The organism is Streptomyces sp. NBC_01498 (assembly GCF_036327775.1).
Taxonomy (GTDB): Bacteria; Actinomycetota; Actinomycetes; order Streptomycetales; family Streptomycetaceae; genus Streptomyces.
This window is the reverse complement of the sequence record NZ_CP109598.1, coordinates 782497-799273: the sequence shown is the minus strand read 5'-3', so window position 1 is coordinate 799273 and position 16777 is coordinate 782497. Positions and strand designations below refer to the sequence as shown.

Annotated in this window: 16 protein-coding genes and 1 riboswitch; of the genes, 7 read left to right on the top strand and 9 right to left on the bottom strand. The window is 71.7% G+C overall.

Annotated features, from left to right (window positions below; all coding sequences use genetic code 11):
• Nucleotides 1-4 precede the first annotated feature (4 nt).
• From hpnH to OG875_RS03010, 4 genes are all read left to right on the top strand, one after another.
• Nucleotides 5-1024 (top strand): adenosyl-hopene transferase HpnH, encoded by a 1020-nt coding sequence (gene hpnH, locus OG875_RS03025; RefSeq protein WP_330172646.1) that lies wholly within the window; start codon nucleotides 5-7, stop codon nucleotides 1022-1024.
• 160 nt (nucleotides 1025-1184) lie between these two features.
• Complete coding sequence (locus tag OG875_RS03020; protein WP_330172645.1) at nucleotides 1185-2630, top strand: aspartate aminotransferase family protein; 1446 nt, start codon at nucleotides 1185-1187, stop codon at nucleotides 2628-2630.
• A gap of 69 nt (nucleotides 2631-2699) precedes the next feature.
• Complete coding sequence (locus OG875_RS03015) at nucleotides 2700-3323, top strand: helix-turn-helix domain-containing protein (RefSeq protein WP_330172644.1); 624 nt, start codon at nucleotides 2700-2702, stop codon at nucleotides 3321-3323.
• A gap of 202 nt (nucleotides 3324-3525) precedes the next feature.
• Nucleotides 3526-3684, top strand: a complete 159-nt coding sequence (locus tag OG875_RS03010; protein WP_443079238.1) for a DUF6126 family protein — start codon at nucleotides 3526-3528, stop codon at nucleotides 3682-3684.
• A gap of 29 nt (nucleotides 3685-3713) precedes the next feature.
• On the opposite strand, the gene OG875_RS03005 is transcribed toward OG875_RS03010, so the two are convergent.
• Nucleotides 3714-4517 carry a tyrosine-protein phosphatase gene (locus OG875_RS03005; RefSeq protein WP_330177581.1) on the bottom strand — a complete coding sequence of 268 codons (804 nt, stop codon included), beginning with the start codon at nucleotides 4515-4517 and terminating at the stop codon, nucleotides 3714-3716.
• A 421-nt stretch (nucleotides 4518-4938) separates the two neighbouring features.
• Nucleotides 4939-5099, top strand: a riboswitch (cyclic di-AMP (ydaO/yuaA leader).
• 2 nt (nucleotides 5100-5101) lie between these two features.
• Between OG875_RS03005 and OG875_RS03000 the strand changes: the two genes are divergently transcribed.
• On the top strand, nucleotides 5102-6067 hold the full coding sequence (locus OG875_RS03000) for a LysM peptidoglycan-binding domain-containing M23 family metallopeptidase (RefSeq protein WP_330172643.1): 966 nt from the start codon (nucleotides 5102-5104) through the stop codon (nucleotides 6065-6067).
• Nucleotides 6068-6231: 164 nt separating this feature from the next.
• Here the strand turns inward: OG875_RS03000 and OG875_RS02995 are convergent, their stop codons facing one another.
• The 6 genes from OG875_RS02995 to OG875_RS02970 form a co-directional block, all read right to left on the bottom strand.
• Nucleotides 6232-7116 (bottom strand): STM4011 family radical SAM protein, encoded by an 885-nt coding sequence (locus OG875_RS02995; RefSeq protein WP_330172642.1) that lies wholly within the window; start codon nucleotides 7114-7116, stop codon nucleotides 6232-6234.
• Nucleotides 7117-7123: 7 nt separating this feature from the next.
• Nucleotides 7124-8497 (bottom strand): STM4012 family radical SAM protein, encoded by a 1374-nt coding sequence (locus tag OG875_RS02990; protein WP_330172641.1) that lies wholly within the window; start codon nucleotides 8495-8497, stop codon nucleotides 7124-7126.
• Nucleotides 8494-9306 carry an STM4013/SEN3800 family hydrolase gene (locus OG875_RS02985; RefSeq protein ID WP_330172640.1) on the bottom strand — a complete coding sequence of 271 codons (813 nt, stop codon included), beginning with the start codon at nucleotides 9304-9306 and terminating at the stop codon, nucleotides 8494-8496. The genes OG875_RS02990 and OG875_RS02985 overlap by 4 nt, the downstream gene beginning before the upstream one ends.
• Before the next feature lie 130 nt (nucleotides 9307-9436).
• Nucleotides 9437-10618 carry an STM4014 family protein gene (locus OG875_RS02980; protein WP_330172639.1) on the bottom strand — a complete coding sequence of 394 codons (1182 nt, stop codon included), beginning with the start codon at nucleotides 10616-10618 and terminating at the stop codon, nucleotides 9437-9439.
• A complete protein-coding gene (locus OG875_RS02975; protein WP_330172638.1) occupies nucleotides 10599-11573 on the bottom strand; it encodes an STM4015 family protein in 975 nt (324 codons plus the stop codon). The genes OG875_RS02980 and OG875_RS02975 overlap by 20 nt, the downstream gene beginning before the upstream one ends.
• Complete coding sequence (locus OG875_RS02970; RefSeq protein ID WP_330172637.1) at nucleotides 11570-12517, bottom strand: STM4015 family protein; 948 nt, start codon at nucleotides 12515-12517, stop codon at nucleotides 11570-11572. Before OG875_RS02970 ends, OG875_RS02975 begins: the two co-directional genes overlap by 4 nt.
• A 169-nt stretch (nucleotides 12518-12686) precedes the next feature.
• Here OG875_RS02970 and OG875_RS02965 point away from each other — a divergent pair, with 169 nt between their 5' ends.
• Nucleotides 12687-13016, top strand: coding sequence for a hypothetical protein (locus tag OG875_RS02965; RefSeq protein ID WP_330172636.1), 330 nt, complete (start codon nucleotides 12687-12689; stop codon nucleotides 13014-13016).
• A 143-nt stretch (nucleotides 13017-13159) separates the two neighbouring features.
• Nucleotides 13160-14161 (top strand): DUF6745 domain-containing protein, encoded by a 1002-nt coding sequence (locus OG875_RS02960; RefSeq protein WP_330172635.1) that lies wholly within the window; start codon nucleotides 13160-13162, stop codon nucleotides 14159-14161.
• A 172-nt stretch (nucleotides 14162-14333) separates the two neighbouring features.
• Here the strand turns inward: OG875_RS02960 and OG875_RS02955 are convergent, their stop codons facing one another.
• Together OG875_RS02955 and OG875_RS02950 are read right to left on the bottom strand one after the other, a co-directional pair.
• A complete protein-coding gene (locus tag OG875_RS02955) occupies nucleotides 14334-15191 on the bottom strand; it encodes a carbohydrate kinase family protein (protein ID WP_330177580.1) in 858 nt (285 codons plus the stop codon).
• Nucleotides 15192-15393: 202 nt separating this feature from the next.
• Nucleotides 15394-16578, bottom strand: a complete 1185-nt coding sequence (locus tag OG875_RS02950; protein WP_330172634.1) for a Glu/Leu/Phe/Val dehydrogenase dimerization domain-containing protein — start codon at nucleotides 16576-16578, stop codon at nucleotides 15394-15396.
• Nucleotides 16579-16777: the final 199 nt, after the last annotated feature.

Here is a 16777-nt window from a genome sequence, read left to right as displayed (position 1 = left end):
CTCGATGGCCATGCCGCTCCGCCAGACCATCAGGGTCGGGACGTATCTCGTTGAACAGAAGCTCCGCAAGCGTGAGAAGTTCCCGCTCATCGTCGAGCTGGAACCGCTCTTCGCGTGCAATCTCGCCTGTGAGGGCTGCGGCAAGATCCAGCACCCGGCAGGGGTCCTGAAGCAGCGCATGCCCGTGGCACAGGCGGTGGGGGCGGTGCTCGAATCCGGGGCACCGATGGTCTCCATCGCCGGCGGCGAGCCGCTGATGCATCCTCAGATCGACGAGATCGTCCGGCAGTTGGTCGCCAAGAAGAAGTACGTCTTCCTCTGCACCAACGCGATGCTGATGCGCAAGAAGATGGACAAGTTCACGCCGTCCCCGTACTTCGCGTTCGCCGTGCACATCGACGGCCTGCGCGAGCGGCACGACGAGTCCGTCGCCAAGGAAGGGGTCTTCGACGAGGCGGTGGAGGCGATGAAGGAAGCCAAGAAGCGCGGCTTCCGTGTCACCACCAACTCCACGTTCTTCAACACCGACACCCCGCAGACCATCATCGAGGTCCTCAACTACCTCAACGACGACCTGAAGGTCGACGAGATGATGATCTCGCCCGCGTACGCCTACGAGAAGGCGCCCGACCAGGAGCACTTCCTGGGCGTCGAGCAGACGCGGGAACTGTTCAAGAAGGCGTTCTCCGGCGGCAACAGGAGCCGCTGGCGCCTCAACCACTCCCCGCTCTTCCTGGACTTCCTGGAGGGCAAGGCCGACTTCCCGTGCACGGCCTGGGCGATCCCCAACTACTCGCTCTTCGGCTGGCAGCGCCCCTGCTACCTGATGAGCGACGGGTACGTCCCGACGTACAAGGAACTCGTCGAGGAGACCGACTGGGACAAGTACGGCCGGGGCAAGGACCCGCGCTGCGCCAACTGCATGGCGCACTGCGGCTACGAACCGACGGCCGTGCTCGCCACCATGGGCTCCCTCAAGGAGTCGCTGCGAGCGGTACGGGAGACGGTCAGCGGCGGCACGTGAGACCCGTGCGGCGTACGACCGGCGGCGCGTGACGTCCCGGTCGGCGGAGGGGAGGGCGGCCACCGCCGCCCGCCCCTCCGTCGGCCGCGCGCGGCCACCGGCCGTGCCGCACGGCACCGCGCGGTACGAGGACACAGCGAGGAGACGACGGGATGACGGCATGACGGAGTCCGCGGAGCACGTGACGGCCGGGAAGACCGGGCCCCGGGCGGCACCCGCCCCGGGCAAGGGCTTCGACCTCGCGACACTGCTGGCCGAACGCGGCGGTGAACGCTACGAGTTGCACTCCGCGCACCTCAACCACCAACTCCCGCGCATGCTGCGCACCCTCGGCTTCGACAAGGTCTACGAACGCGCCGAGGGCGCCTACTTCTGGGACGCCGACGGCAACGACTACCTCGACATGCTCGCCGGCTTCGGCGTGATGGGGCTCGGCCGCCACCACCCCGTCGTACGCAAGGCCCTGCACGACGTCCTCGACGCCTCGCTCGCCGATCTCACCCGTTTCGACTGCCAGCCGCTGCCGGGCCTGCTCGCCGAGCGACTGCTCGCCCACAGCCCGCACCTGGACCGGGTCTTCTTCGGCAACAGCGGTACGGAAGCCGTCGAGACGGCCCTGAAGTTCGCCCGGTACGCCACCGGGAAGCCCAGGATTCTCTACTGCTCCCACGCCTTTCACGGCCTGACCACGGGCTCGCTCTCCGTCAACGGCGAGGCAGGGTTCCGCGACGGCTTCGCCCCGCTGCTCCCCGACACCGCCCTGGAGATGGGTGATCTCGACTCCCTGGAGCGGGAGTTGGCCCGAGGCGATGTGGCGGGCTTCGTGGTCGAACCGATCCAGGGCAAGGGCGTGCACGCCACGCCGCCCGGATTCCTGCGGGCCGCACAGGAGTTGCTGCACCGGCACGGGGCGCTCCTGATCGCCGACGAGGTGCAGAGCGGGCTCGGCAGGACCGGGGACTTCTACGCGTACCAGCACGAGGAAGGCGTCGAGCCGGACCTGGTGTGTGTGGCCAAGGCGCTCTCCGGCGGCTATGTGCCGGTCGGCGCGACCCTCGGCAAGGACTGGATCTTCAAGAAGGTCTACTCCTCGATGGACCGGGTCCTGGTCCACTCGGCCAGCTTCGGTTCCAACGCCCAGGCGATGGCGGCCGGTCTCGCGGTCCTGTCGGTGATCGAGGACGAGCGGCTCGTCGCCAACGCCGGGGCGACCGGTGATCTGCTGCGGTCACGGCTGGCCGCGCTGGTCGACCGGTACGAACTGCTGCGCGAGGTGCGCGGCCGGGGGCTGATGATCGGCATCGAGTTCGGGCGGCCCGCCTCGCTCGGGCTGCGGAGCCGCTGGACGATGCTCCAGGCGGCCCGGAAGGGGCTCTTCGCGCAGATGGTCGTGGTGCCGCTGCTCCAGAAGCACCGCATCCTCACCCAGGTCTCCGGGGACCGGCTGGAAGTGATCAAGCTGATTCCCCCGCTGAACGTCGGGGAGCGGGAGGTCGACCGCTTCGTGACGGCGTTCACGGCGGTGATGGACGACGCCCATCGCGGGGGTGGGCTGATGTGGGACTTCGGCCGGACGCTGATGAAGCAGGCCCTCGCCCAGCGCTGACAGACACCCGTTTCTTGCCTCCGAGGCAAGGAACTTGCCTCGGAGGAAAATTCCTGGCGGAATGGACCCATGAACCTTCCCGCCGACGCCCGCGAACCCGAGGCGGCAGAGGACCTGCCGGACGTCGCCCCGCGCCTGCGTGAGCTGCGGCGCGGCCGGAGCCTCACCCTGGAGGCCGCCGCCGCGAGAGCCGGGCTCTCCCCGGCCCATCTCTCCCGGCTGGAAACCGGGCGCAGGCAGCCCTCGCTGCCCATGCTGCTCGGTCTGGCCCGCGTCTACGGTACGACGGTCTCCGAGCTGCTCGGAGAGGTGCCGCCCGAGTCCGACCCCGTGATCCGCGCGGCGCGCGCGGAACCCGTGGAGGCCGACGGCTGGACGTACCGCCGGGCGGGCAGCGCCTCCGGCCGGGCCATGCAGCCCCTGCGGGTGACCGTGCCGTACGGGGCGCAGGGCGACCTCGTCCGGGTCCATCCCGGCGAGGAGTGGATCCATGTCCTGGAGGGCCGGCTGAGGCTGGGCCTCGGGGACGGCGTCCATGTCCTCGGCCCCGGTGACAGCGCCCACTTCGACTCGACCACACCGCACCGGCTCGCGGCGGCCGGCCCCGGCGGCGCCGAGCTGCTGTTCGTACACACCCTGCTGACCAGTCCCGTCGCCGAGCTGTGCCTGCCGGGCGGGGCCCACCGCCGCTGACCTGCGGTCAGCCACCACCGGACCGAGAGAGGCCGTCACCATGCCCGACACGTCACCGAAGCAGGAGCAGGAGCAGGAGCAGGAGCAGGAGCAGGACCTGGTCCAGGTCCAGGAGCGGCGAGGTCGGGAGCGGGCGCCGCTGTCCGAGGCGCCCGCACCGTCCGCCGCCTGCGACATGTCGGCCACGCCCGACTCACCCGTTATGTCTGACTCGTCCGCCGCGCCCGCTCCGTCCGTCATGGACGAGGAGCGCAATTTCCCCCGGGGTCTCGCCATCCGGCTCTTCGCCTACCTGGTCGCGGGCCATGTCCTGGCCGGCTTCCTCTATCTGCTCTTCGAGGCGGGCGCCAAAGGCCGGTAGGCCCTGTCCGGCGCCCGCCCGGGGCCGTACTACCCCTCGTCGACCAGGCGTGCCCGCAGCCGTTCGCGCCGCTCGTCCGTCAGCCCCAGCCCGTCCGCGAGGTAGCGGTCGATGCTGCCCCACGTCTCCTCCATCGTCGTGAACGCCGTTTCGAGATACACGGCACGCGCGTCGAAGAGGGGCGCCAGCAGTTCGAGCACCTCCGGCGACGTTCCCTCGGGCGACGGGTCGCCGCGGCGCACCAGATACCGGCGGGCCGGGGCGTTGGACTTCAGATAGTCGGCCTCGATCGCGTCCCGCTCCACGCCCACGGCGAGCAGCGACACCGCGACCGAGAGTCCGGCCCGGTCCTTGCCCGCCGCGCAGTGCATCAGCGCGGGCAGGCTCTCCTCCGCCAGCGCGTGCAGCACACGCCGGTGCTCGGCGGTGCGGTCCAGAATGATGGAACGGTACGAAGCGGTCATCCGGGACACCCCTTTGCCGTCCGCGAGGATGGACCGCAGCTGGTCGAGATCCCCGTGGCGGACCATCTTCCAGAACTCCGTGCCGTCGGCCGGGTCGGTGAGCGGGATGTTCACATTGCGTACGCCGGCCAGTTCGACGTCCAGGCCGTCGAGCTTCTGGTCGGCCGCGTTGCGGAAGTCGAAGATCGTATGCAGCCCCAGCGACGTGAGGAACGCTCTGTCCTCGGCGGTGGCATGGGCGAGGTGGCCGCTGCGGAAGAGCCGTCCGTACCGTACGCGCCGCCCGTCGACCGTGGGCAGACCGCCCACGTCGCGGAAGTTGCGTACCCCGGCCAGAACGGGCTCGGCCGACGGGATCTGCTGCGGCACCTCGTGCGTCACGTGAGCTCCTCCGCGTCTCCGGACGGCGCTGGTCGCCGACCTGTCGCGCTCCGACTTTACGACATGGGCACCCATCGAATAGTCGTACTAAAGGGTTTCTGGTCGTAATGCCGGATTGTGAGTAACACGCCCAGGAAGAAGGGGAGATGGAGGGAAATAGTCGTCCGTGGGTGAGCAGGATCTCATCCGTGACGGTGTGTGGCCGTGCCCGGCCGGGGGAGGCCGAGGGAATCGGTGCGACGCACGGAATTCACCGGTCCGTTTCCACGCAGGGTGACCGGTTCCGGCGGCCGGTATTCGCGGCACTGATTGCCGGAGCAAAGCAACGGGTTGTCCGCGCCGGTCCGCCCGGCTTAACGTCACCGCAATCCGAACGGACCGCCGAATCCTGCCGCCGTTCGGAATCCGCATCCATCCAGCACCCATTCACGTGTGGCAGGAGCGGGGGACCCAGGTAGTACGCCGTTCCGGAGAATCGGGACGGCTCGGGGTGAAGCCGCGTCAACGCGCGGCCGGGCATCTCCAGTCCGAACCCGACAGCTCACCTCGCAGGCGCCGGAGAGGAATTCGCCATGCCCGCAAAGGGTAAGCACCGCCGTCCGAGGAACAACCCGATAGTGCGTGGATTCGTCGTCGCCGGAACGGGCGGCGCGGCCCTCGCTATTCCGCTCGTGGGCGCCACGGGTGCCCACGCCGCCGAGCAGACCGGTGCCCCGTCGTCCGTCACCGCCGCGTCCGCCGCCTCCGTCGCGCACACGGCCGCCGCTCCCGCCGGGCAGCGGGCCGGGACCAAGCGCGGGTCCGTCTACACGGTGAAGCCGGGGGACTACCTCGCCAGAATCGCCCAGACGCACCACGTCCGGGGCGGCTGGCACACGCTCTACGAGGACAACCGCGAGGCCGTCGGCGACAACCCGTCGCTGATCCACCCGGGCCTCAAGCTCACCATCGGCGCCCAGGCCAAGGCGACGGCCGGGGGCCGTGCCGACGGCGCCGCGAAGAAGAAGGCCGCGCCCGCCAAGCCCGCCCCGGCGAAGCCCGCGCCCGCTCGGCCCGCCCCGAAGGCCGACACCGCCGCCGACACCGCCCCTGACACCACGGCCGCGCAGCCCGCCGCGCCGAGCGCCGCGTCCGGCTACACGGCCCCCGTCGACGGCGCCGCCATCACCACCCAGTACCGCGCGTCCGGCAGCAGTTGGGCCAGCGGCTACCACACCGGCGTCGACTTCGCGGTCGGCACCGGCACCACCGTCAAGGCGGTCGCCCCCGGCACCGTCGTCTCGGCGGGCTGGGCCGGGTCGTACGGCAACGAGGTCGTCATCCGGCACGACGACGGCCAGTACTCGCAGTACGGCCATCTCTCCTCGATCTCCGTGTCGGCGGGCCAGAGTGTCGGCGCCGGTGACCAGATCGGTCTCTCCGGTTCCACCGGCAATTCCACCGGTCCGCACCTGCACTTCGAGATCCGCACCGGCCCGGGATACGGCTCCGACGTCGACCCGCTGGCGTATCTGCGCGAGCACGGCGTTTCTCTCTGACGCCTTTCTCTCCCCGGTCCCGACCGCAATCGGATTCACCGGAATCGGCTCCGCCGCAATCGGATCCACCGGAATCAGCCGTCGGCCGGCACCCCCGTGTGCCGGCCGACGGCTGTTCGTCCTTTCCCGGTGGAAATAACTCCGGACCCGATGTCGCTCGCGCGTCACCGAACCACCGGGAAAGGAAGGGACATCGGCCCGGTCGGCGGCGCCGCCGGTATCCGTTCCAGGACGCCGCCCGCGAAGACGTCGTACAACGGCAGTGTCTCCAGATGGACATAGCCGATGTGGCAGTCGCACGTCGTGAGCGGGCAGGGGCGCGGCCGGAGAGCCTCACGGTAGGAACCGTCGTACAGATTGCCCAACTCGGCCGGGACGAAGTGGCACCGGCGGACCCTGCCCTCGCCGTCCACCGAGATCACCGACTCGCCCGTGCGGCAGGGCAGCCCCGCCGACGAGTGCGGGTGGCGGCTGAACGGGAACAGCGGGTCGAGCGCGGTCCACTCCGCCGCCTCCTCGTCCGAGTACCCGCGTCCCTCGGCCGCGTTGACCCACAGATACACCTGGCCGGGGAGGTCGGCGCGGAGTCGGCGCGCCTGGTCCAGATGGTCCGGGAAACCCACCACACCCACACTGAACCGGACTCCCCCGCCTTCCAGTTCACGGCACTTGGCGAGGAAACGGTCGTACGGTGTCTGGCCCGGGTGATACGTGCACCACAGGGCCACCTTCGCGGGGTCGGCCGCCTTCAGCCAGTCGACGCGGCAGCTCAGATTCGTCTGGATGGCGACCCGGGCGACCTGCGGCAGATGCGACAGCTCGGTCAGCGCCCGCCGGTACCAGGAGCGGGTGAGCCCCTCGCCCCACGGGGTGAACAGGACCGACAGCCGGTCGTCCGTCCGCCCGGCCACCCACGCCGTGAAGCGTTCCAGCGCCGCCCGGTCCGCGCGCAACTGGTCCGGGCTGTCACGGCGCTTGGCAAACGGGCAGTAGGGACAGTCGTAGTCGCAGGAGGCGAGCGGGCCCCGGTAGAGGATCGTCAGGTCCACGTCGGTCTCACTTCAGTTCGTACGAGGCCATCGCGGCCCGGACGGCGGGGGAGAACAGGGCGGGGCCCAGCGCGTCCGAGTGGGCGAGCCCCTCGGGCGAGAGACGCAGCAGATCCGGACCGGCGCCCGTGTCGAGCCAGCCCAGATCCGCGAAACGCGTCAGCTCGGCGGGGAAGTCCTCCTCCGGACGGGTGCCGAACCGCGCCCGGTACGCCTCCCGTGCCATGCCCTCGGCCTGGAGCAGCGACTGGAGGAGATGGCGCCGGCGCGCCTCGCCGATGTCGACGGCGCGGCCCACCTCGGCCCGCGCGAAGTCCTCCGTGGTCGTGGTCGTGTACGCGTCGATAAGAGTGCGTATCTCCCGCATCCCGACCGCGTAGTCGAAGGAGTAGTGCAGATCCGCCGTGTACGAGCGCGCCCCGCAGCCGAGGCCGATCATGCCGTCCGTCTGGCACGCGTAGTCGTCCGCCCCCTCGTGCGGCGCACCGGGCAGGCGGAACATCCGCATCGACACCTGCTCGTAGCCCCGCGCGAGGAGATGGTCCCGGCCCCGCCGGTACAGATCGAGCCGCTGCGCGTCCCACTCCGTCTCACTGGCGTGCGCGCGCCGCCCGAGCGGGGTGAGCGGGCGGGCGTACAGCGGGTAGAGATACAGCTCCTCCGGGCGCCAGGCGAGCGCCGCGTCGAGCGAGTACCGCCAGGACTCCGGGGTCTGCCCGTCGATGCCGTAGATGAGGTCGATGTTCAGGACCGGGACGCCCGCGTCCCGGATCCGGCCCAGGGCGGCCTCCACGTCGGACCGGTGCTGCGGGCGCACCGCCGCCCGCGCCTCCTCCTCGACGAAGCTCTGCACCCCGATGCTCAGCCGGGTGGCCCCGCGCCCGGCCAGGACCGACAACCGGTCGGCCGTCGCGGTCGACGGTGACGTCTCCACGGAGAGCGGGACGGACCGCAGGTCGGCGCCCATCCGCTTCTCGGCGATGTCGCACAGCCGCTCCAGCTCACCGGCCGTCAGGAAGGTGGGCGTGCCGCCGCCGAACGCTCCCGCCGCGAACCGCACCCCGCCGCCCGCCGCGCCGTTCGCGTGGAGTGCGTCGGCCACGGCGGTCGCCTGCCGGTCCAGCGCGTCGAGGTAACGGGTCGTCAGCTCGTCGGGCGCGCCGATCCGCGTGAAGAGATTGCAGAAGCCGCAGCGCACCTCGCAGAACGGTATGTGCAGATACAGCGAGAGCGCGTCCTTGCGTTCCCCGGCCCACAACTCGCTCAGGGCGGGCCGGTCGGGCAGCGGGCGGTACGCGGTCTTGTGCGGATAGGCGTAGACGTAACTCTCGTACGGACGCGGTGCGTTGACAACGGACAGGTGGGTCGACTCGGTCGTCATCGGGCTGCCCCCGGCTCCAGGAAGAAATGGGCGTACGGCACGGTCCAGACGGACTCGTGGCCCAGGCGGTGGCCCGACCAGCCGTCGTCGCCGTAGGCCGTGCCATGGTCGGAACAGACGATGGTGAAGCAGCGGCGGCGGCTGCTCGCGGCGGCGAACAGCCGGCCGATGTGCCGGTCCACGTACTCCAGCGCGGCGGCGTGCGTCTCCCGCGAGTCGCCCGCCTCCCGGGTGGCGCCGGGCAGATGGAACCAGTTCGGCTGATGCAGCGACGGCACGTTGACGAAGAGGAACAGCCGCTGACCGGTGGGGAGTCCGGCCACGACCTTCTCCGCGCGGGCCACCTGGGACTCGAACGATCTCGGCGAAGCCACGCCGAACTCCGGCTCCCAGTGGCTCTCCTGGAACATCCCCGGCAGTACGGACCCGAGCGGGCCCCGCTTGTTGAAGAAGCCGACACCCCCGACGCACACCGTGCGGTACCCGGCGTCCGCGAGTCCCGACACCAGATCGGGCGTGTCGAAGACGAACGTCCTCGCCGCCGTGGACTCGCTCCCCTCGAACCGGGCGGCGAACAGCCGGGGGTGCGGCCCCTGCCGGGCCGGTGTCGGCAGGAATCCGGCGAACATCGCCTGGTGCGAGGCGTAGGTGAAGCTGCCGGGGGCGTGCCGCTTCTCCCAGCGCCCGCCGGGGAGATGACGGGTGAGGTTCGGCAGTCGGCCCGCGGCGGCCAGCTCGGCGGCCACGTCGTACCGCAGCGTGTCCAGCGTGATCAGCAACAGGTCGTCACGGCCGACGACCTGTGCCATGTCGGGCGGCTCCGGGACCGCTTCCGCCTCGCCGGTGACCGCGGGGGCCGCGACATCGGGACTCGTGGCTACGGGACCCGTCGCCACGGGACCGGCGGCCTCGGGACCTGAACCCCGGGCCCGCGTGGCATCAGACGCGCGCATCGTGTCCCTCCTCCGCCCTCGTGGCCCCGGCAAGCGGCGAACGTGGGAACACCCGTGGCAGGGCGGCGAGTTGTGCCCCGTAGGTGTCCAGGCCCTCCGCGCCACTGCCGGGCAGCCCGGTGAGACCGGGCAGCAGATCACCGAAGGCGTTGACCTCACCGACGGCGAACCTGCGCCAGCCGGTCGCGGGCAGCAGGTCAACGCCCACGCAGTGCGTGCCGGGGAAGCACGCGGCGGCCCGTTCGCAGACGTCCAGCGCGGCGGACCAGCTCCCGGCGCCGCCGGCCCGCTCCACCGCGTCCCGTACCGCGTCCAGATCGCCGCGTGCCCCGCCGAGATGCAGATTGGTCATGGGCGACGAACTGGTCCGTACGACGGCGTGCGTCGCCCGGCCCGCGACGACCACCACCCGCAGATCGGCCGCCCGGCCGCGCTGCGTGGCCTTCGGCAGCCACCGTTCGACATGCAGCCCGTCCGGGGCCAGCGCGTCGACGATCGCCGCCACCTCGGGCTCGCTCGTCAGCCGCCGCACCCGCAGCGAGTTGAACAGCCGCCCGGCGGCGTCCCGTTCGACCGATGTCGTCGCCCGCACCCGACCGGGGCCCGCGGTCTCGACGGCGAGCACCCCGGAGGCCGACGAGCCGTGTGCGATCTTGACGAACGCCCGGCGCAGACCCGGTCCCTCCATCAGGGCCCGCACATCGTCCCAGCCACGGACCACCGGGCCGCCGGGCCCCGACGTCGGCGACGGCGGTACGGGTACGGAGGCCCGGTCCAGCACCCCGTGGCACAGCCGCTTGTCGAACAGCACCGCCAACTCGTCCGGATCGTCCAGAAGATCCGCCCCCGACTCCCGTACGGCCCGGCCCAACTCCCTTACGACGGAGGTGAACCGCTCGTACCAGAGGGCGGTGCCCTCCACCCGGGTCGGATCGTCCGCGCCGCGCAGCAGCCGCTCCACCGTCCCGTCCTCACCCGGCGACTCGACCCGGACGACCTCACCGGGCCGGAAGACGGCCCGCCCGCCGAGCACGTCGAGCCAGGCCACCTCACGGGCCGGGGGCAGCCCCGCCGCCGCGACGGCGTCCTGGAACAGCCGGACCCGGCGGTTGGCGGGATTGCCGACAACGGCCAGATCCGGCGTGGCACTACTCGGAGACGGCGACATAACGCCACTCGTCCTCTTCGTCGTAGTAGTCCACCGACTCCTGCTCCACCCGCACACCGTGCGCGCCCAGGGCCTGTTCGATCCGCTCGGCGCAGGAGTCGGAGAGGAAGTGATGACGCAGATCCAGCTCCTTGAGGTGCGTGAGCGGCTGCCCGGCGAGCAGCGCCTCGGCGCCCTCGTCGCTCAGTGTCCCCATGGACAGCGCCAGCGACTCCAGCCCGGCCACGACCGGCGCCGAGGCCACGGCCGCGGCGATCTCGTCCTGGATCTCGCTGTTCTGGAGCCCCAGACGGCGCAGCCGCGGGAACCCGCCGCCGTCCAGCAGCGGCGCCAGATCGGCGACCGTCGTGTCGCCCCCGTACTCGTCGGTGCCCAGCCACAGCTCCAGACGCTCCAGCGCGGGCAGCCGGCTCGCGCCGACCGCGCGCACGACGGCGCCCGGCAGCCCGCCCGACTCGCAGCGCAGAACACGCAGATGCTCGTGCGTCACGGGCCGCAGCCGGAGCGCACCGTCGTTGTAGGAGTTGCCGCAGCCGCGTACTCCGAACTCCTCCAGCAGCGGGAACGCGTCGATCGCCGGAGTGACGTCGGTCATCACCAGCCAGGACACCTCGCACTCCTCGCCGACCACGTCCGCCAGGAACAGCGCGCGCAGCGCGGGGAAGCGGCCGGCGTCGGCGACGATCAGCTCCAGGGCCCGTGCCAGGCTCGAGTAGTCGCCCTTCCACCACGGCCCGATCACCAGAGCGCGCACCCGGCTGGTGTCCGCGACGTCCGTGAACCGCTTCCAGATCCGGGCGAAGTCCCAGTCGTCGTCCCACGCGCAGGCGAGCCGCCAGGCGACGGCGTCGCTCTCGGGGAGCGTCCCCGGCGCGGGCGCCTCGTCGTGCGGCAGCGTGAAGACGGGCAGCCCGTGGAACTCGTCGAGATGACCGATGCTCGTCGGGCCGCTCATTCGGCCACCGCCGTGTACCGCGAGTCGTCTTCCCGCGTGGACTCGCAGTCGGACAGGTCCACGACCACTCCGGCGGGCTCCAGCGCCGCCCGGATCCGCTCCCGCACGGGCTCGCTCAGGAAGTGGTGATGCAGATCCAGGGACTTCAGGTGCGTGAGCGGCTGCCCGGCGAGCAGCGCCTCGGCGCCCTCGTCCCCGAGGGTGCCCATCGACAGGTCGAGTGATTCCAGCCGCGCCACGACCGGCGCGCCCGCCACCGCCGCCGCAATCTCGTCCTGGATCTCGCTGTTGCGCAGGGCCAGGGACTTCAGGGCGGGCAGCCGGGCCCCGGTGAGAAACGGATCCAGGTCCGCCACGCCCGCGTTCGCCCCGTACCAGGACACACCGAGCCAGATGTCCAGATGCTCCAGCGCAGGCAGCTCGGCCGCCCCGATGTCACGGACCACGCCCGCGTCCAGACCGCCCGTCTCGACTGTCAGCGACCGCAGTCCCGCGTGCTTGATCCCGGCCATGTCCAGCGACTGGCCGCCGCGCACCCCGAAGGAGCGCAGCTGCGGGAGGCCGTTGATCAGTGGCGCCATCGCCGTCTGGATGATCCACGAGATCTCGCACTCCTCGAAGGTGATGTCACCGACGAACAGCGCGCGCAGGGCGGGGAACCGGTCGCCCGCCGCGACCAGGGCCGCCACGATGCCGGTGGGTGCGGTCTCGTACGCGTCGCTCCACGAACCGACGATCAGCGCCCGGACCTCGGTGGTGTCGACCGCCTCGACGAAGCGGGCGAACGCCGACTCCCACTCCTCCTCCGCCTCGTACGCGTCGACGCCGATACGCCAGGCCACCGACCCGGCGGCGGGGAGCTCCGCCCTCGTCTCGTCCGCGGCGTCGGGGAAGTCGAACGCCGGCAGGCCGTCCAACTCCTCCAGGTGGTTCGAAATGGTCATGGTGAATTGCTCCAGACACCGGCATGGGCGTTGATCGGCTTGATGCTGAGAGAAGTTGTAACAGGCCCCACCGACAAGCCCGGTCCGGGGGCACGGCCGATTGTCAGACCCACCCTCTAGCGTCGTTCACAGGTCGGCGCACTCGGCGCCGCCGATCGAGGGGAGAGCCATGTACCGGCAGGGAGACGTGCTGATCGTGCCCGTCGCGGAGGAGAGCGTGCCGTCCGGGATCACCGGGACACGGAGCGAGCCCAGGGACGCCCGGGGCCGCCTCGTGCTGGCGCTCGGCGAGGTCACCGGACACGCCCACGCGGTCACGGGACCCGGTGTGCTCGTCCGTGAGACCGGGGGCGAGTTCGGGCCGATGCTGCTCCATCTGCCCGAGGGCGGCCGGGTGGTGCACGAGGAGCACGCGGCGATCCCGCTGCCCAAGGGGTGGTTCCGGGTGGTGCGCCAGCGGGAGTACCTGCCGGGCGCGGTGCGCGTCGTCGCCGACTGAGCGACGGCGTCCGGCGCCGGGCGGACAGCCCGGCGGGAACGCGCGGAGAGGTACCGGAGGCACGAGAGGTGCCAGAGGTACGGGAAGCGCGAGAAGTAAGAGCGGCGTGGAGAACAGTGACGACAGGGGACGGGGCTTCAGACATGCAGCATGTGGACAAGTGGCGCGGCATCGCGGCGGCGACCGGGGCGGCCGACCGCCCGGCGGCCGAGGCGGGGATACGTCTCGCCCACCGGACGGCCGGGCTGCCCGAGCCGGAGCGGATCGTCTGGGCGGACTCCCCGCTCGCCGCGCTCGCCGTCGTCCGGTCCCTCACCGACCGTGGCCGGTCGGTCCGCGAGGAGATCCGCACCAGGCCGTGGGCCGAGGAACGGCGCAGGACGCACGACGAGTTGGGCCCGGCTGGCTGGGCCGAGTGGTGGGGCGTCACCGGAGCCAGGCTGTGGGACACCACCCGCGCGCTCGCCGACCGCATCCGCTCCGGCGTCGTCGACGCGCTCGGCGCGGACTCGCCGGACCTGCCGGAGACCCGTCAGCTGCTGCTCGACGCGGTCCTTGGCCAGCACGACGCCGCCTGGCTGGCCGCGTTCGACGGCCGGGGCGACCGGCTCACCGGGCTCGTCGAGGTGGCCGCGCACGCCGGCTGGTGGTGGCCGTACGAGAACGCGACGGTGGTCTGCGAACGCCCGGTGGAACTGCACCGGGACGAGGCGGGCCGGCTCGACCGCGGCGACGGCCCCGCCCTCGCCTACCCGGACGGTTTCGCGCTCCACGCCTGGCGCGGCATGCCGGTCCCGGCCGAGTTCCTCGCCGGGCTCGGCTCGCTCGACCCGGCCCGCATCCGCGCCGAGGAGAACGCCGAACTGCGCCGCGTGATGCTGGAGCACTACGGGTACGACCGCTACCTCGCGGAGTCGGGCGCCGAGCCCCTGCACAAGGACGAGACGGGCATCCTCTGGCGCATAGCCCTCGAAGGCGACGAGGACGTCGTGATGGTCGAGGTCGTCAACTCCACTCCGGAGCCCGACGGCACGAACCGCACCTACTGGCTGCGGGTGCCGCCGACCACGCGTACCGCCAAGCAAGGGGTCGCCTGGACATTCGGCCTGGGCGCCGAGGAGTACGTCCCGGTGCGGCAGACCTGACCGTCCGGGGTCGCGGACCTGTCCTTCCCCGGCCGGACAGCCGTGAGCGGGCGTGGACGGGCCAGGGACCGGCGCGTACGGGACAGGTCAGGGGCGGGCACGTACGGGAGCGGCCGGGACTGTCGCGTACGGAGCGGGCCGGCGGCCGGCCCGCCCCCGGACACGACGCGGATCAGCGGGTCCCCGACAGCAGCGCGTCGGAGCCGATCAGTGACGCGCTGCCCTCCACCGTGCAGGCGTGCGCCCCCGCGACCGCCCCGAGGCGCGCGCAGTCCTCCAGGTCCCGCCCGGCCAGCCGCCCGTAGAGAAAACCGGCGACGTACGCGTCGCCCGCGCCGTTGGAGTCCACCACCGGTGCGGGTGGGACGGTCGCCGGTACCGGCCGGGGGGTGCGGCTGCCCTCGCGGGTGAGCAGATACGACCCACCGGCGCCCGCCGTGGCCACCACCGCCTGTGCCCGGCCCTCACGCAGGATCTCCCGCATCACCGCCGCGATGCGCTCACCGGCCCCCGCCGCGCTGAGGAAGACCAGGTCGGCACGGTAGGCGAACTCCCGGTGGTAGGCGTCGATCCCGTCCCAGTCGTGCAGATCGGTCGAGACGGGGACACCCTGCTCCACGATGTCGTCGAAGAGAAAGCGGGTGAAGTTGGTGATCGACAGATGCACATGGCGGGCGCGCCGCAGATACGGCAGATAGAAGTCACGCGGCATCCGCAGGTCGTCGGGGTCGCGCGCGTCGTGCAAGGACATCCGGCGGCCGGTCCGCTCGACCAGATTGACCGCGCGGCGGGTGCCCGCCGGTGAGATCAGTCCGTCGAAGTCCACCCCGCCCTTGGTGAGATGCTCCCGGACCTGACTCCCCGTCCAGTCGTCACCGATGAAGTCCAGGAATTTGACGTTCAGTCCGAGGGCCTGACAGCCGAGGGCCACATTGCCCCCGGTCTGCCCCGGCCATTCGCGGATCGGCCCGACACCGACCGAGTCGGCGAGCGGGACCGGCAGCGAGTCGACCCGGACCACGGTGTCCACACCGCTGCCGCCGACGACGAGCACATCGACCCGCGCCCCGGGGCCGGGATCGGCACCCGGCCCGGATATCCCCTCGACGTCCGGATGTTCGGTCCGCTGCTGCGCCACAGTCTCCACCTTCGTGCCGGATTCCGGATGTCCGCCTCAGTATGGCCGTGGCGGCGTCGGCCGGTGGGATGTCAGCCACTCCGGGCATCCCCCGTCAGCGGTCGTGGCCGAACCGCGCGGCGATCAGGGGGAGTCGGCCGGCGGCGATCGCGTGCGCCGCGGCCCTCGGAGTCGTACGGTCGGCCGCCGCGCGCTCCAGCGTCAGCTCCGTCAGCGCGCGCATGGCGCGCCGGATGTGGGCCAGGGCCTCGTCCGGATCGGGCCCGATGTCGCCGAAGAGGGTCCACCACCACCAGGCGTTCGTGGCGGAGTTGACGACGACGTCCGGCAGCACCGTGATCCCGCGCGCGGCCAGCGACTCCTCCGCGTCCGGCCGGACGGGCATGTTCGCCGCCTCGATGATCCAACGGGCCCTGATCCGCGCCTGGTTGGTGGTGTCGATCGCGTACGAGACGGCGGCCGGCACCAGGATCTCGGCATCCGCCGACAGCCAAGCCTCGCCCGGCAGTTCACGGTCCCCGGGCCGCAGCACCGCGCGGTCCACCGTGCCGAACCCGTCACGCGCGGCGAGCAGCGCCTCGACGTCCAGTCCGTCCGGGCAGGCGATGGTGCCCTTGACGTCCGCCACGGCCACGACCGTCAGTCCGGCCCGGGACAGGAACCGCGCGGTCGCCCCGCCCATGGTCCCCAGCCCCTGGAGAGCGACCCGTGTCCCCTCGCGCGCGACCCCGGCCCGGTCGAGAGCCGTCAGCGCGGACTCGGCCACACCGCAGCCGCCGGCCAGTTCGTCCAGCCCGATGCCGTCGACCTCAGCCGCGAAGGCGTCCGCGAGCCGCCGCCGCGCCGCGGCCTCGTCGTCCAGGAGGGGATGGATCGCCTGCACGGTCGAGATCAGCCCGGCCTCGGCGGCGGCCCGGTCGATCACGTCCTGGGTCAGCCCGAGGTCCTCGCCTGTGGTCCAGACGGTCTCGATGTACGGCCTGACGGCCCGCAGATAGCGGACGAGTACGCCGTACGCCGCCGGGTCCCGGGGATCGCAGTCGATCCCGCCCTTGGCGCCGCCGAGCGGGATGTAGCGCGCGGCGGGGTCGTCGTCGTAGTGCAGGGCCTCCTTGAGGGTCATGCCACGGGCCAGGCCCGTCACCTCGTCCAGCGAGCAGCCCTCGCGCATCCGCAGCCCACCGCTGGAGACACCGCGTACGAGCCGGTCCACGACCAGATACCCCTGGCGGCCGGTCTCGCGGTCGGTCCAGGTCAGCGAGATCAGCGGCGGGGACATGGGTGCCTCCCGGCACGACGGCGGGCCGTGGGGAAGCGACACGGCTGAACGGGAGGTCAGTATCGAGAGCGGCGACGGTGCTGTCAAAGAGCGGTGACGGCGCTGTCCGAGAGCTCCCCGAGGAGCCGACGGCGGTGGAGGAGCGCCGAGAGGAACGGCGGACAGTCGGCCGCATGGCCGGATTTCGCCCATCGGAGAC

What these genes read in the sequence shown, in the direction of transcription:
- OG875_RS03015 (WP_330172644.1), top strand. Translation starts at nt 2,700, where the DNA reads ATGAACCTTCCCGCCGACGCCCGCGAACCCGAGGCGGCAGAGGACCTG.
- OG875_RS02980 (WP_330172639.1), bottom strand. Translation starts at nt 10,618, where the DNA reads ATGTCGCCGTCTCCGAGTAGTGCCACGCCGGATCTGGCCGTTGTCGGC.
- OG875_RS03000 (WP_330172643.1), top strand. Translation starts at nt 5,102, where the DNA reads ATGCCCGCAAAGGGTAAGCACCGCCGTCCGAGGAACAACCCGATAGTG.
- OG875_RS02965 (WP_330172636.1), top strand. Translation starts at nt 12,687, where the DNA reads ATGTACCGGCAGGGAGACGTGCTGATCGTGCCCGTCGCGGAGGAGAGC.
- hpnH (WP_330172646.1), top strand. Translation starts at nt 5, where the DNA reads ATGGCCATGCCGCTCCGCCAGACCATCAGGGTCGGGACGTATCTCGTT.
- OG875_RS02970 (WP_330172637.1), bottom strand. Translation starts at nt 12,517, where the DNA reads ATGACCATTTCGAACCACCTGGAGGAGTTGGACGGCCTGCCGGCGTTC.
- OG875_RS02975 (WP_330172638.1), bottom strand. Translation starts at nt 11,573, where the DNA reads ATGAGCGGCCCGACGAGCATCGGTCATCTCGACGAGTTCCACGGGCTG.
- OG875_RS03010 (WP_443079238.1), top strand. Translation starts at nt 3,526, where the DNA reads ATGTCTGACTCGTCCGCCGCGCCCGCTCCGTCCGTCATGGACGAGGAG.
- OG875_RS03020 (WP_330172645.1), top strand. Translation starts at nt 1,185, where the DNA reads ATGACGGAGTCCGCGGAGCACGTGACGGCCGGGAAGACCGGGCCCCGG.
- OG875_RS02990 (WP_330172641.1), bottom strand. Translation starts at nt 8,497, where the DNA reads ATGACGACCGAGTCGACCCACCTGTCCGTTGTCAACGCACCGCGTCCG.
- OG875_RS02985 (WP_330172640.1), bottom strand. Translation starts at nt 9,306, where the DNA reads ATGGCACAGGTCGTCGGCCGTGACGACCTGTTGCTGATCACGCTGGAC.
- OG875_RS02960 (WP_330172635.1), top strand. Translation starts at nt 13,160, where the DNA reads ATGCAGCATGTGGACAAGTGGCGCGGCATCGCGGCGGCGACCGGGGCG.
- OG875_RS02950 (WP_330172634.1), bottom strand. Translation starts at nt 16,578, where the DNA reads ATGTCCCCGCCGCTGATCTCGCTGACCTGGACCGACCGCGAGACCGGC.